Origin of the sequence: Bradyrhizobium sp. 192 (genome assembly GCF_023100965.1) — a bacterium.
Lineage (GTDB): Bacteria > Pseudomonadota > Alphaproteobacteria > Rhizobiales > Xanthobacteraceae > Bradyrhizobium > Bradyrhizobium symbiodeficiens.
Genome location: NZ_CP064690.1, coordinates 1,961,787 through 1,976,449 on the forward strand (window position 1 = coordinate 1,961,787; position 14,663 = coordinate 1,976,449).

The 14,663-nt window shown below is 58.6% G+C and carries 9 protein-coding genes and 2 pseudogenes; 8 read left to right on the forward strand and 3 right to left on the reverse strand.

What is annotated here, in order from left to right; all coding sequences use genetic code 11:
• Positions 1-544: 544 nt before the first annotated feature.
• The 8 genes from IVB24_RS08975 (at position 545) to IVB24_RS09010 (ending at position 10,817) form a co-directional block, all read left to right on the forward strand.
• Positions 545-1,321 (forward strand): hypothetical protein, encoded by a 777-nt coding sequence (locus IVB24_RS08975; RefSeq protein WP_247772683.1) that lies wholly within the window; start codon positions 545-547, stop codon positions 1,319-1,321.
• 176 nt (positions 1,322-1,497) lie between these two features.
• Positions 1,498-2,322, forward strand: coding sequence for an enoyl-CoA hydratase-related protein (locus IVB24_RS08980; protein ID WP_247772684.1), 825 nt, complete (start codon positions 1,498-1,500; stop codon positions 2,320-2,322).
• Positions 2,323-2,735: 413 nt separating this feature from the next.
• A complete protein-coding gene (pimC, locus tag IVB24_RS08985; RefSeq protein WP_247772685.1) occupies positions 2,736-3,935 on the forward strand; it encodes a pimeloyl-CoA dehydrogenase large subunit in 1,200 nt (399 codons plus the stop codon).
• A gap of 89 nt (positions 3,936-4,024) precedes the next feature.
• A complete protein-coding gene (locus IVB24_RS08990) occupies positions 4,025-5,188 on the forward strand; it encodes an acyl-CoA dehydrogenase family protein (protein WP_247772686.1) in 1,164 nt (387 codons plus the stop codon).
• 61 nt (positions 5,189-5,249) lie between these two features.
• Complete coding sequence (locus IVB24_RS08995) at positions 5,250-7,460, forward strand: acetate--CoA ligase family protein (RefSeq protein ID WP_247774062.1); 2,211 nt, start codon at positions 5,250-5,252, stop codon at positions 7,458-7,460.
• Between the two features lie 382 nt (positions 7,461-7,842).
• Positions 7,843-8,748, forward strand: a complete 906-nt coding sequence (locus tag IVB24_RS09000; RefSeq protein ID WP_247772687.1) for a CoA ester lyase — start codon at positions 7,843-7,845, stop codon at positions 8,746-8,748.
• Positions 8,749-8,757: 9 nt separating this feature from the next.
• Positions 8,758-9,930 carry a CoA transferase gene (locus tag IVB24_RS09005; RefSeq protein ID WP_247772688.1) on the forward strand — a complete coding sequence of 391 codons (1,173 nt, stop codon included), beginning with the start codon at positions 8,758-8,760 and terminating at the stop codon, positions 9,928-9,930.
• Positions 9,927-10,817 (forward strand): MBL fold metallo-hydrolase, encoded by an 891-nt coding sequence (locus IVB24_RS09010; protein ID WP_247772689.1) that lies wholly within the window; start codon positions 9,927-9,929, stop codon positions 10,815-10,817. Before IVB24_RS09005 ends, IVB24_RS09010 begins: the two co-directional genes overlap by 4 nt.
• Before the next feature lie 856 nt (positions 10,818-11,673).
• On the opposite strand, the pseudogene IVB24_RS09015 reads toward IVB24_RS09010, so the two are convergent.
• The 3 genes and pseudogenes from IVB24_RS09015 to IVB24_RS40115 all read right to left on the reverse strand — a co-directional run.
• A pseudogene (locus IVB24_RS09015) lies at positions 11,674-12,619 on the reverse strand (IS110 family transposase).
• Between the two features lie 483 nt (positions 12,620-13,102).
• Positions 13,103-13,795, reverse strand: a complete 693-nt coding sequence (locus IVB24_RS40110; protein ID WP_346771376.1) for a 4-hydroxyphenylacetate 3-hydroxylase C-terminal domain-containing protein — start codon at positions 13,793-13,795, stop codon at positions 13,103-13,105.
• Between the two features lie 12 nt (positions 13,796-13,807).
• Positions 13,808-14,649 (reverse strand): annotated as a pseudogene (locus tag IVB24_RS40115) (4-hydroxyphenylacetate 3-hydroxylase N-terminal domain-containing protein); the annotation flags it as partial.
• Positions 14,650-14,663 lie beyond the last annotated feature (14 nt).

Below are 14,663 nucleotides of genomic sequence, written 5' to 3' on the forward strand. Positions count from 1 at the left end.
CCCGCTTCCGTCTCGGATCAGAAGCAAAGCTCTACCGGATTCAGTTCGCAGCTTTTCGGCGTTTAGGCCTTGGATCCAGTGGAATGAAAGCGCGATCCCGAAGCCTTCCTATCGCAGACAAGGAAAACCGGGGAAAGCGTCCTGGGTTCAGCCGAAAGGCCTCTGCAAGCTGGGGAATGCTGCCAGCTGAGCTGCAGCGCGATTCCGTGATCCAAGTCTGGAATCCGAACGAAATGCCGAGCAATTTGCAGGATTTTGTCATGCTGAAGCGCTTTTCGCAATATGAGCGCCATTGGCGATGCAATATAGTTGTTGTGCGAAAGCACGGACGGCGCCTTGCCGCGGCGTGCAACGTGCTGATGCGGAGATCATTGAAGACGAGGGGCGCTGACTGCCTTGCAGCGTCTCGCGACGGAGTCGCCGAGGCTTACTGTGGGTGCGCGACGCATTGGATGCGTTGCTCGAACGATTGCATTGAACGATTGCATTGAAAGAGTCGGCTACATGCCCTCGTGGCTGGCCGCTGGACCAGGAAGGAAGAACGATGATGAGTGAGGCGCTCTACTTCAAGAGCGATGACATGGTGTTTGCGCAAATTGAAAGCGACGCCAGTGGCTCCGCGAGGCTTTGCCAATCAGTTGGTCCCGAAATTAGCAAGACGATCGATGCCGGCGTGGCCATCTACGATGGCTGCTCGATCGAGCGCAGGGTGAACTACGACGAGACCGCCGTCGTCCTTGGTGGAACATTTCGCATTCTCACCGGCGAAAACTACAGCCGCGTTATTGAAGCGAAGTTCGGGGATGTGATTTGGCTCACCAAAGGGACCCGCTTGAAGTACCAAGGGGACAAGGCGAAGGTATTCTATGCCCGTCACCCAGTTGATTGGAGTACGGGCAGCGCGGTTATCGAAGGAGACAAGCCGATGACCGATGTATACCACTTCAGAAGCACGGACATGATCTATTCACAGATGCAAATCTATTCGGGAGGCTTCGCATCCACATGTAGCCTCGTTACTCCGGAGATTAGCAAGTCGCTCGGCGCCACGATTGCAACCTTTAACGGTAGCTCGGTCGACTGGATGACGGAATATGATCAGATCTCGGTCGCGCTGGGTGGAGTCATGCGTATTCGCACGGGCGAAAATTATAGTCGTGCAATGGACGCAAGGTTGGGCGATGTGGTTTGGCTGCCGAAAGGGACCCCGCTGAAGTACGAAGGCGAAAGAGGAATTATGTTCTTCGTCCCGTACCCGGTTGATTGGCGTCTGCGGAGCCAGCCGGTGAGGCCGAAGCCGTGGCCTGCATCAGTGCGATGAACCCATCCCGGCCTATGGGAACTCAGCAGGAATGATGCCTGGGATCCCCATAGTTTGTTTACGGCTCGAAGCTCTTGCGGCGCATGATCCAAATTGCGGCGAGCTCTGTAAAGCTTATGGCTGTCCCTTCGTATATTAGTTGCCCAAGCGCGGCAAAGTACAATTGAGCTATGAGCATGTCACAGACACTAAAAATCGACACCGGAACAGATGACCTGCTTGCAGCGATCCGTGATCGCGTGGCCGTTATTACGCTTAATCGGCCTCAGGCGCGCAACGCAATCTCCAAAGGAATGAAAGCGGCTTGGGTCGAATTGATCAAGCGCTTTGCTGATGACCAAAACGTCGGCGCCATCCTTATTACCGCCGCAGGGACCGCATTTTGTGCCGGGGGCGATGTAAAAGGCATGGGCCAAAGTAGGGCAGCAGCCGAAGCAACATTCGAACAGCGCGTGGCTGATTTGCGGGCTGACCAGCGAACGCTGATCGGTGACCTGTTCGCAGTGAGAAAGCCAACGGTTGCGGCGCTTCCCGGGCCAGCTGCCGGCGCGGGCCTGGCGCTTGCTCTCGCCTGCGACATCCGCATTGCTGCACTGTCCGCCATCCTGACCACCTCATATGCGAGAGTCGCGTTGGCGGGAGATTGCGGTATAGCCTGGCTGCTGACGCGGCTGGTCGGAGTCGCCCGCGCGCGCGAACTGATGCTCCTCTCCGAACGCATCGATGCGCGGCGAGCGGAAGCGATGGGCCTGCTCAATCGCGTGGTGGCCGACTCGGATTTGGCCGAATCGTCCTTTGCTCTTGCAGCTTCACTCGCTCATGGACCCACTTTCGCGTTTAGCTGCATGAAGGACAATTTGGATCATGCCGTCGAGTCTGGCCTTTTGCAGTCGATGGACTACGAGGCCGAGAACCTGATCAAGACCGAATTGACATTTGACCACAAAGAAGGCGTGCGGGCGTTTGCGCAGAAGCAGAAACCCGTGTTTCAGGGGCGTTGAGTTGACTCTAGCGCCCTGGCCGGCCGACCTTCGTAAGCGAAGCATCGATCAACGATCCGGTGGCCCTGGTGAAAAATGCTGGCAGGCCGCGGACACGAACCTTCGGCTCCAGCTATTGCAATATCAAGCTCAGGCTCTGACGCAGGCCGGCAAGTGAGCATCATGAATTCGCCGGCCACGTTTCCCTGGGGGAACTGTATCCGTGCGGAACATGTCTCTATGGCCATGCACGCTTGGCCGTGTCGTAGACCACGATCAAACAGCTCGCGAGCGTGCAAGAAAGTCCCATTTTGTGGTTTTATGCAGTTTTTCAGCTCTGGGCCGGCAAGTTTGAGGGTTTTGGCGTCACGGGCATAGGTATATTTGCCGGGACGGGATCGGCTCGCCGGGGCGCGCAACTAGGAAGCAACGCGATGGATCTGAATTTTACCGCTGACGAACTTGCCTTCCGCGACGAGGTCCGGGCATTCTGCCGCTCCGCAATCCCCGCAGACATCCGCGAGAAGCTGATTGCGGGCAGGCATCCAAGCAAGGACGATAAGGTGCGCTGGACGCGTATCCTGGCGCAGAAGGGGTGGGCCGTCCCACACTGGCCGATCGAGCATGGCGGTACGGGATGGACACCGGTCCAACAGTATATCTTTGGCGAGGAAGTGAGCCAGACGCCGGCGCCGGAGCCGGCAGGTAGCGGCATCAACTTGGTCGGCCCCGTTATCTATACCTTCGGCAACGAAGCGCAAAAGAAGTATTTTCTGCCGCGAATTGTAAACGTCGATGATTGGTGGTGCGAAGGCTTCTCCGAGCCGGGGGCTGGTTCCGATCTCGCCTCGCTCAAAACACGGGCCGTGCGCAACGGTGACCACTATATCGTCAATGGCCAGAAAATCTGGACGTCGTTGGCGCAATACTCCAACTGGATCTTTTGTCTGGTTCGGACTGATCCTGATGCCAAGAAACAGCGAGGCATCTCATTTCTCCTAATCGACCTGAAGTCTCCCGGCGTAACCGTGCGTCCGATCCAATTGTTCGACGGCTATCCCGAAGTTTGTGAGGTGTTCTTCGATGACGTGCGGGTTCCTGTCGAGAACCTCGTCGGCGAAGAAAATCGCGGCTGGGATTACGCCAAGTTCGTCCTTGGCAACGGGCGCGTCACGATCGCTTGTGTCGGCCTTTCGAAGGAGCGCATCCGGCGCATCAAGGAGCTTGCTTCACGCACCCGGGTTGGTGGCGAGCGGCTCGTCGACAGGGCCGATTTCCGCAAGAAGATCGCCGCGGTGGAGGTCCAGCTCAAGGCGCTTGAGATGACGCAGCTCCGCGTCGTGGCCAACCAATCGAGGTTAGAAAAGGGTGCGCAGGATCCCGCGAGCTCGATCCTCAAGATCAAGGGTTCGGAGATCCAGCAGGCAACCGCTGAGCTTCTGATGGATGTGATTGGCCCTTACGCGCTGCCCTATCAATCAGAGCAGGAATTTCAGCGCAGGGAGCGGTCCATCGGTCCCGATTGGGCCGGCCCGATCGCGCCCGCCTATTTCAACGGGCGTAAGGTACCGATCTATAGTGGGTCGGATGAGATTCAGAAGAACATCATCGCAAAGGTTGTCCTTGGCCTGTGACGTTTCGGCATAACCACAAGATGCTGTCTGCGCAGGGTTCTAAAAGGCTTGAGGGGCAAGGACCGGCCCCGTTTCAGGAGGGTTTTCTAGTGGATCTTGATCTTTCCGAGGAGCAGAGGCTCCTCAAGGATGGCGTCGAGCGCTTGATGCGTGAGTATTACGGCTTTGAGGATCGCCGCAAGTACCAGACCGAAAAGCTGGGATTCAGTGAGGCGATGTGGGCTCGCTATGCTGAGCTCGGGCTTCTCGGTCTGCCGTTTCCGGAGGCTCATGGCGGGCTCGGCGCGGGGGCGGTCGAGACGATGATTGTCATGGAAGCGTTCGGCAAGGCGCTTGTACTCGAGCCATATTTCGCAACGGTGGTGCTTGCAGGCGGCGTCCTGCGGCATGGAGCGAGCGAAGCGCAGAAGGCCAATCTCATCCCTGCTATTGTGGAAGGTCGGACAAAGCTTGCCTTTGCCTATGCGGAACCGCAGTCACGCTATGATCTGTTCGATGTTAAAGCTCGGGCGAAGAAGGATGGCGGAGAGTGGGTACTGAACGGCACTAAGGGCTTGGTCCTCCACGGCGACGTCGCAGACAAGATCATAGTGTCGGCGCGAACGGCGGGGAGTGCACGAGAAAAGGAAGGCATTGGCCTTTTCCTGGTCGATGCTCATGCGCCGGGCCTTATCCGTCGCGCCTATCCCACACAGGACGGGCTGCGTGCGGCCGAGATCACGCTTCAAGATGTACGAATCGCTGCCGCTGACGTTATCGGCGACCCGGCGGGCGCTTTCCCAATTATCTCGCGAGTTGCGGACGAAGCGGTTGCAGGCTTGTGCGCGGAGGCCGTCGGCTGCTTCGCTGAAATGCATGCCGTCACGGTCGATTACTTGAAGACGCGTAAGCAATTCGGCACGACAATCGGCTCCTTCCAGGTGCTTCAGCATCGCGCGGTCGACATGTTCGTCGAATTGGAACAGTCGCGTTCCATGGCGATGTACGCCACCATGATGGCAGGAGTAACTGATGTGACCGAGCGTGAGCGGGCGATTTCGGCGGCAAAAGCTCAGATCGGGCAGTCATCGAAAGCGCTCGGACGCCAAGCTATCCAGCTCCACGGCGGCATCGGAATGACGATGGAATACAGCATAGGCCACTACTTCAAACACGTGACGATGATAGATGCGTCGTTCGGGGATACCGACCACCATCTTCAGCGGCTCGCCTCGCTCGGAGGCCTCTTCGGCGAGCAAGCTATTCAACAGTAGGCCGGGACCTCGCTCGAACGAGACGCCGGCGTGACGCAATACGAGAACCGACGGGTTGAACATGCAAGTTGATCGTGTGCCGCGACAGGACAGCCTTCAGCAGGGAAGGGCGGCAAGAATCAGCCAGCTTTTTCGGCCGGAGTCCGTCGCCATTGTAGGCGCTTCCCAGAAGGGAGGCTTCGCAACGGAAATCCTCACGAATATCAAGAAATGGGGTTTCTCGGGCGAGGTCGTTGCAGTGAACCCGCGGTACACGCAGATCGCGGGAGTGCCATGCTATCCGAGCTTGACGGCCATACCTCATCCGGTCGGGCTCGCTATGGTCGCCATTCCAAGCAAGGCCATCCCCGAAGTCCTTGAAGATTGCGAAGCCGCTGGTGTGGGAGCAGTCCAGATCATATCAAGCGGATTTGCCGAGCAGCCTGGGGAGGGGGCAAGCAAGCAACGCTGGCTTATGGAGTGGGCCGAACGAACGGGCATCCCGGTGGTCGGTCCAAATTGCTTCGGCTTGATGAACGCGGCCAATCAGCTGATGGCGGTCCCGTTGGACTTTCATACCATGAAGGCGGGCGGAATTAGTTCTATCCTGCAGAGCGGCACCCTCGTCTATAGCTTGATCGTGCCACTGCTGGCTCGCGGAATCGGCATCGGCCGTGTGGTCACAGTGGGCAATGAGGCCTGTCTCGATGTCGCAGATTTCATTGATTATTTTGCCGATGAGGAGGAAACGCGCGTTATCACCTCGTACTGCGAGCAGATCAGGCGGCCGGTCGAATTCATCAAGGCTTGCGAGCGCGCTGCCGACAAGGGCAAGCCCATTGTGATGATCAAGGTCGGCCGCTCTGAGAAGGCCCGCCAGGCGGCCTTGGCTCATACTGGCTCTCTCGTAGGCTCAGACGTGGCGATCGATGCCGTCCTCAAACGATTGGGTGTCATCCGGGTCGATACCGTTGATGACCTCATCGAGACTGCCGTTGCCTTGTCTTCGACTAAACGGCCCCGTGGGCGCCGCGTAGCATTCGCGTCTTTCTCTGGTACTGCCGCCGGCATTCTGTCTGACGTCGCCGATTCCTACGGCATTGACTTTCCGCCACTGCCCGCCCCGGCGAAAGCTCATCTGGAAACGGTCTTTCCCGAGTTCGGCAATGTCGGCAATCCGCTCGATCTCACCGCGCAAGGCGGCTATGACACGCAGATCATCGATGAGTCGCTGAACACACTCGCCACCTGTGGCGCGTATGACATGGTGATCTGGGGCCGGGGCTTTCCTTCGTGCCTGGATATGCGTTCGGCTCTTGGAGAAGCTTTGACGCGAGCTGCTGCGGCGTCACCCGAGGTTGTATTCCCGATCCTGAGCCTCGCCGGCGGGCATTTCTACACCTCTCTCGACCCAAAAGATCCGATGATCGAGCCGAAGGCCGAATTCGCGGGCATGCCATTTCTGCAGGGTCTCGCTCCCGGGCTGAAGGCGCTCTCTGCTCTCATTGGCTACGCTGAGTTCCAACGCGGTCGCAAACCAGGCGATCGCCTCTCGGCTCAGTGGGGCCGGCGCAGCGGTTGCTATTCTGAGGCGTTGCGCATCATGCGTGAGGCGAAGGACGATGTTTTGACCGAGCGTGAGGGCAAGCGTCTGCTTGCGCTCTACGGAATTCCAGTCACGCGCGAAGCGCTGGCTACTCGGGCGGATGAGGCGGCGCGGATTGCACAGACGCTAACTTTCCCCGTGGTGATGAAAGTCGAATCGGCCGAGATCGTGCACAAGACTGACGTTGGCGGCGTCATCTTGAATATTCAATCATCGAAGAAAGCAGCGGAAGCGTTCGAGCAGATTATGAACTCGGTCAGGTCGCTCCGCCCAGGAGCGCATATTGCCGGAGTGGTCGTGCAAGAAATGGCCAAATCTGGTCCCGAAATCATGCTTGGCGCAACTTTCGATCCGCAATTCGGGCCCGTGATTGCCATCGGATTGGGCGGAATCTGGGTTGAGGCGCTCAAGGATGTGCAAGTGCTGCTGCCGCCCTTCGATGCCGCCGACGTGCAATCTGCAATCGGGCGGCTTCGCGGCGCAAGCGTTTTACGTGGCGCGCGGGGGGGCGCCAAGGCAGACTTGGAGGGGTTGGCCGACTGCGTTGTCAGGTTCGCGACGCTCTGTACTGATCTGGCCGACGAAATCGGCGAGATCGACATTAATCCTATTATCCTTTCTGCCACTGGCGTCGGGCTAACTGCCGTGGACTGCCTCATCACAAAGAAGACGCCCAAAGGAGATTGACGGAGGAGCCGGCGATCGGTTGCGGCGCTTGGTTCGAGCAGCGAAACGTTCGGCAAAGACAGATGTCACCGCCTGATTGACGAGAGAGGCGGGGTGGAGTTGAGTTTTTCAGCTAACCATCACGCCTCGCCTCAGCCGGGCTCATCGGCCTGTCCAACACGCGCTCTCGCCTTGTTGAACCTGAGCAAAAAGCGCGCGGACGATGGGCGCTTTGCACAAATCCGTCGAAAATGCTTCGCCCGCGCGCGAATTAGGCTTCAAAGTCCGCCTAAACTGAATGGAGGATTTCGTGAGATCGTTAGGGCGTAAGCGATCCCGCAAAGCCAGAATTCAGGAGAGTTGTTTGCCTCAAACGTTTCGAGACGCAAAGTGCTATCGCTCGATGCTGTTCGTCCCCGGAGACAAACTTGATTGGATGTTGAAGGCGCCTAAATACGGTGCCGACGCACTGATGTTCGATCTTGAGGACGCCGTCGAGGTCACCCAAAAACCCGCGGCTCGCGAAGCCGTCGCGACAGCCATCAAGCAACTCCGGACCGGCTCTTTCGGCCGCTTCGTGAGGGTCAACGGGTGGCGAACAGGTCACGTGCTGGACGACCTAAATTCGATAGCGATCGAGGGCCTTGATGGAGTGGCGTTGGCGAAAGTCGAAGATCCCGAGGATATCGCCGCTCTGGATCGTGTACTGGGGGAGCTGGAGAGGTCGCGTGGCCTGCCGGTCGGCGGTATCGAGATCTGCGGCGCTGGTGCTGAAACGGCAGTGGCCATGTACAGGCTTTACGACATCTGCATGGCATCCGAGCGAATCAAACGAGCCGGTGCTGCTTGCGGTCCCACGCCGGGCGGAGATGCTGCCCTTTCACTCGGCCTCAACGACGCAACTGAGGAGGGAATTTATTTCGGTGCCCACCTCGTACTGCAGGCCCGCGCTGCCGGTATCGTTCACATCGAAGGATCCATGACGGGACAGCTGGATAACCTCGACCTGGTGCGGCGACTTGCCGAAAGATCAAAGCGCATGGGCGCGACTTGGGCAATGGCGATCCACCCCACTCACATCCCCATCATCAATGAGGTCTTCTCGCCCTCGCAAGCCGAAGTCAACCAGGCGCGCGAGATCATTTCGGTCTTCGCGGAGGCGGTGGCCCGAGGGCAGGGCGCCATCCGCTACAAGTCGAAGTTGCTGGACTACGCAAACGTCCGGGCTGCAATGAATGTCCTCAAAACCGCGCGAGTTGCTGGGATGGACATCGGCGTGGTCCCGGTTATCGAAATTCCCGCTTATTAAGAGGCAAGCATGGCGGAAGCGCTTCAAGGAATAGTTGTTTTAGATCTCACCGCGTACCTCGCCGGGCCGTACGGCTGCGCTATCCTTGGCGACGTCGGAGCTGAGGTCATCAAGATCGAGCCACCGCGAGGCGACGCCTTGCGGCAATACCCGTCGAGCCTGACGGACGAATGCAGGACCTTTCTGGGAGCGAACAGGAACAAGCGCTCCATCGTACTTGACCTGAAGAGCGCCGATGGTCAGGCCGCTTTCTATCGACTGGTCGAACGGGCCGACGTGGTCGTGCACAATTTCCGTCCCTCTGTGCCCGCCAGGCTTGGAATCGACTACGAGACACTTCGAGGCCGACGGCCCGATCTCATCTATTGCTCGCTGACCGGTTACGGCGAAAACGAAGACGGTCCTCTTCGGGATCATCCGGGCTACGATACGATGCTGCAGTGCTTCACTGGCTTAGCCTCGATGCAGGGGAACGATTCCGAGCAGCCGCAAATATTGCAAGGTTCGATCGTCGACTATCATACCGCCTCATTTGTCGCCATCGGAATTTTGTCAGCACTCGTCCATCGTTTGCGGACAGGCGAAGGACAGCATGTAAAGCCATCTCTGTTAAGGTCTGCCATTTCATTGCAGGCTGGCCAGTTCATATGGGCGGAAGGCGAGCCTCGCGACGTTGAGCGTTGGTGGGGAGCGAGCTATTCGGGGATTTATCCGACAAAGGACGGCTTCCTATACCTGCAGGCTACTACTCCGGCCTTTTGGCAGAACCTTTGCCTTTCTCTCGGTTTTGCACAGCTGGTAGATGACCCGAGGTATGATACTCTCAAGAAACGCGTTGCTCTTAGGGACGAGATCAAGCCCCTAATAAGGAAATCCCTGAAGCAGCATACGGCCGTCGAGTGGGAAGAGCTGATGCTTGGCAAGGTCCCTTGCATCGCAGTCCGATCGATCGGAGACATCTTCGATCATCCTCAACTACTAGCTGAGGAACTCGTCATCGAGCACGAACACCCCCGTGTCGGCACGTACCGCACCATGAGCAAAGCAGTGAAGATGGGCGTCGCAGACAAGGCAACGACGCGCGCTCCGATGCTCGGGGAGCATACTGACGAGGTGCTAGCGCAGTTCGGATTTAAGGAGGGTGAGATCGCAGCGCTGCGGGCAAAAGGTGCCGCAGCGTGAAGACCCAGGTTTTCGGAGATATTCGCGTTGACTCGATCACCGAGTTTGAATTCTCGATCACGCCTAGTGACCTGCTTGTCGGCCTGACGCCAGATGACGTTGCGGAGCATGAGCACTGGCTAGGGCCCCGCCTAGTCGAGCCCGGAACGCGAAATCTTGTAGTTCATATGCATTCGTACTTGATACGCACGCGACACCATACGATCCTCTTCGATACCTGCTGCGGCAATGACAAGGATCGGTCCTACTTCCCGGCTTGGCACAGGCTGCAAACACTGTTCCTTCAGAACCTTGCGAGCGCAGGCGTTAGTCCTGAACAAGTTGATTTCGTCATGTGCTCGCACCTTCATGCCGACCATATCGGCTGGAACACGCGGCTGCTCAACGGCGAATGGGTGCCCACTTTCCCCAATGCTCGCTACCTCATCAGCAAGGGTGAGTTCGAGTGGTGGCGAGACGCGCTCGAGACGGCGAATGTTAAGCCATACCGGAAGTTGGCGTTCACCGACAGCGTACTGCCTGTGGTGGACCGCGGCTTGGCCACCTTCGTGGAAGATGAATATGCATTTGAGAACGAAATGCCGGACGAGGTGCGCTATCTACCGCTTCACGGGCACACCAAGCATCACTGCGGGCTCTACGTCCGTTCGCGGTTGCAGGATGCGATCTTCACCGGCGACGCCATTCACCACCCGATCCAGTTCGCCCGGCCGAATTGGATCAACGCCGGCTACGACAACGCAGCGGCAATCCAGGTGCTACGCGGGCTGATTGCCCGCTGTATCGACACGCCCACGAAGCTGATGACGGCGCATTTTCCAGAACCCACGGCAGGCTGTGTGGTGAGCGGCGCGGGCCACCCTCGTTTCCGCTTTGACGCTGATTGAAGAGAGATCAACCTGTTCACGTGAAGCGGCCAAACACCTCTGCGTCCGCAGCAGCTCGAGGAGCGACTCACATCCGGTACGGGCTTGGTCAAGACTCGCGAACTTGGCCGTAAGTCCTGGGCGGACCGCGGGAACGTCGTCTGCGTAGGGCTATGGACTGGAATTCCGTTGCTGACCGCTTTGGGAACCTGAGCTCCTGGCGGAGGCAAAAATCCTGATGCAAAACTGGGCGTTGGAATGCTCGTCGCTAGGCACACCAATGCGCCAATTTGGCCGGCTATTCCCATTGCGAGACCAACCTGCTGAAGCTTGGGGGAATACATTTGCCGCACGTTTGGGACGCCATCGCAGCCGTCACGGCGCTGGCAATCAGTGGAAGGGCCGTACACGCAGCATCCACTCTCGTCGAAATAGGGAGAGGACCGGGGAGCCCGTCGCAACAGGGGGTGATCTCGCCCATCATCAAAATGTTTGCTGTAAAAGCCCCGCACGCCGCCTAAGCATTCTCCGAGGATATTGTTGCCGTTCGGTGAATCGAGACTGCCCAAGTAACCTTGCCCTTGAACCGCGCGGAGTAGAGCGCGACATATGTGGAACGGCCCCGCGGGCAAGTGCTTTTTTAGACATTCGTCCTCCGGGAACGGTTCGGTCATATGTCCAGCCTTTCAGCGCGGTCGTGGACCGCTGGCCTCGATGAAATTCGCGATGCGAGGGGCTGATCAATCTGACGCGCTTTAAGCGCATTGTCGCGCCGGCCCCTCTCGCCTCGGGATTTCGTCCCGTGGCGTCATCGTCTCCATGCACCTCGCCTCTGTCCGGCTACGTGCCGGGCAGTCTGTTCTGGTCGTCGTTCGGCTCAGGCACGTGCTGCGCCGCTTGCCACGCCAGTATTTCGATAGCTCCCGCCCTTGGTGAGCAGAGCCCAGATGATCCTCGCGATCTTGTTGGCAAGCGCGACCGCGACTACCTTGAAAGGCCGCCGCCAAAAGCGCGATTAGCCACCGCAGCGCTTTCTCCTTGCCCTTCACGCGTCGCAAGACCGCCGTCGCGCCACAAACAAGCAGCGAGCGGAGCGTCGGATTCGATATGCCGCCTAGCCGTTCCTTGCCACCGCTAGAATGGGGCTTTGGCGTCAGTCCCCGCCAGGCGGCGAGTGACGGCCGGATTTGAATCCTTCGGGATCCGGGACCAGCGCTTTGACGGAAGCCGCCGTGATCGCTCCAACGCCCGGAATTGTGATCAGCCGCCGCATATCCTCGTCAAGCTTCACCGCGCCGACGATACCGCGTTCGAGCTTATCGATCTAGCGCCTCAACGCCTGGATCTGATCGGCGATTTCAGCCAAAGCCACACGGGCGGCGTTTGGCAGGCAAACGTCCTCTTCGTCCCGCACGATCTCGATCAACTGTGCTACTTTCGCCGCGCCGCTGATGCTCGGCGCACCATGGCCGCCGCCTGCTGATCGGCCGATTTGATCGGAACGAAACGCATGGTCTCGCGGGTCACAGCTTCGCTGATCGCCTCGGGTCGGCAGCGTCCGTCTTGCCCCGTTTCACGAACGGCTTTACGTAAAGCGGCGGGATCAAGCGCACATCGTGACCGAGCGCCGCAATTTCGCGCGCCCATTAACGACACCGCCGCACGCCTCCAAGCCGACCAGACACGGCGGAAGCTTTTCGAAAAAGCGCAGCACTTCGGCCCGACGCAGTTTTTGATTGAACATCGGCGCGCCTCGGCATCGGCGCCGTGTATTTGAAAAACGTTCTTGCCAAATCCAGACCGATGGTGCCAACCTGATTCACGGAAGGGCTCCCTACCTTGTGGCGTTGCCGGCAACGACCCACGTTTTAGCACTTTGATGCTGTCGGTAACGGGGCCGTTCCACACCATCAATCTGGCTGGAAAGCCGCTTCCATCCTGATTGCCGTGCAGCAGCGCGGAGGCCGCTTGAACATTTTATCCTCGCGACCGCGTAAAAAAGTTTCGTTTCCGGTCTGCTTTCTTGCACTCCGAAAAGCAAGATTTCAGCACCGCGGATCGTGCAGCGTCGCCCAGACCGCTGACGCGGAGCGACAATCTGAATTATACCCGTCATGATCATCGCCCTCGAAGCCGCCGAGCTCGTGAAAGGCGGTGGGCCTTGATGTTGAGGCTGGGCTCGCAGCCTTTGCCTTTACTTCAGAGGAGCAGGGCGAAGAAGTTTCTCTATGAATGCTTGAAACGGCTCGAGTCCGATCATTCTGGAACCGGCGCGAACACTCTGGCCATGTAGACCGAAAGATCGTTCACGATGTCGGCGCGGGAAGCGGACGTAACACGGCCAGCGACTTAGCCAACTCCTTCTTGAAATTGAGCTGCATTGATCGCGCGATCTGGATCCGCTGCGCCTGTGGCGATCCGGCGCCGTGCATGGATTCGGTCAGATAGCCAACGGCGTTCCTGCCGAGCGTCATGTTCTCCACCAGACGGAGGACGCGGATCCTGTCCTCCGTCGCGACCTCGAGCCGTCCCTTCAGATACTTCTCAACCATCGGACCGATCGTCTCGTGCCGCAGCTCCCGCTCGGAAGGCAGCGTCGCCATCAGTCCTCCGGCAAGATCCTGCGCCAGCCGGCCGATCTCATATGGCAGCTTGGTCACATGATGCTTGCAGACGTTCGCGAGCATTTCGTCCGGCAGGTACGCTCCTGACTTCATCGCAATTCCCTGGTGGCTGGCCGCGATACCGGCCCCGTAGATCGTCTCGTTGAGGTGGGTCATCTCGACTAACTTATCGCGGACGTGGGAGGCGCTCTCCACGCCGTTGTAATCCGCAACCGTCGCCGCCGCGCCGATCAGCACGTCACCGACGCCCGTCTTGCACACGTAACTGCGGCGGTGATAGCAGGTGAAACGTTCGACCAGCGTGGAGGCAAATTCGAATTCTCCATCGAGGAAGACGAGTTCCCGCGGAATGAACACGTCCTCGAAAATAATCATCGCCTCCTGGCCGGAAAAACGTGCGTTGCCGGCGTCAATGTCGCCGCCTTCAGCGCTGCGGGTGTCGCAGGATTGCCGGCCGTAGATGTAGGTGATTCCCTTAGCGTGGACGGGTATTGCTCCAACGATGGCGTAATCCTTGTCCGCGGCGTCCAGCCGCATTGTCGGCATCCCGATCAACCAGTGCGAGTTGAGACAACCGTCTGGTGGGCCTTCGCTCCGCTGACATAAACGCCTTGCTTCGTCCGGCCCGTGACGTGGACGAACAGGCCTGGATCTGCTTGCTGCGAAGGAGATTTACCGCGGTCGCCCTTAACGTCGGTCATGGCGCCACCGATGACGAGGTTCGCGCTCTGCATGCTTGCGAGGAATTTCGTGAAGCGGGTGTGATAGTCGGTGCTGTACTTCTCATCCAAATCGTACGTCAGCGAATGCAGCGAATTGAGCGCATCCATACCGACGCAGCGTTGAAAGCAGGTGCCCGTCAGTTGGCCTAGACGGCGCTGCATCTTGTTCTGCATGACAAGATCGGCGGCACGCGACGAGATGTGCAGGAAGCGATTCACGCGGTCGCCGGTATAAGGCGAGACGGCCGATGCCAATACGGGTTCCTCGTTGGCGAGATCATAGGTCTGGGCGACCGCGTTTATCGAGGGACGGATAATCGGATGGTCGACCGGCTCTTCGACCGCCTCTCCCATCAGATAGACCTTCAGCTTCCGTCCCCTCAGGCTGTCGATGTATTCGGCGCCGGATCTGATCGGATACCCCGATCGGGCGCTCGAATCGGCTGCGATGACTTTCTGATCCATGACGATACCTCCAACGAAGCAAGCCGCGCGATGTGATCGCATTGGGGGCGCGCAAG

Coding starts and splice junctions, on each gene's coding strand:
- pimC (WP_247772685.1), top strand. CDS start 2,736: ATGGATCTGAATTTTACCGCTGACGAACTTGCCTTCCGCGACGAGGTC.
- IVB24_RS40110 (WP_346771376.1), bottom strand. CDS start 13,795: ATGATTATTTTCGAGGACGTGTTCATTCCGCGGGAACTCGTCTTCCTC.
- IVB24_RS08975 (WP_247772683.1), top strand. CDS start 545: ATGATGAGTGAGGCGCTCTACTTCAAGAGCGATGACATGGTGTTTGCG.
- IVB24_RS08980 (WP_247772684.1), top strand. CDS start 1,498: ATGTCACAGACACTAAAAATCGACACCGGAACAGATGACCTGCTTGCA.
- IVB24_RS08995 (WP_247774062.1), top strand. CDS start 5,250: ATGCAAGTTGATCGTGTGCCGCGACAGGACAGCCTTCAGCAGGGAAGG.
- IVB24_RS09000 (WP_247772687.1), top strand. CDS start 7,843: ATGCTGTTCGTCCCCGGAGACAAACTTGATTGGATGTTGAAGGCGCCT.
- IVB24_RS09005 (WP_247772688.1), top strand. CDS start 8,758: ATGGCGGAAGCGCTTCAAGGAATAGTTGTTTTAGATCTCACCGCGTAC.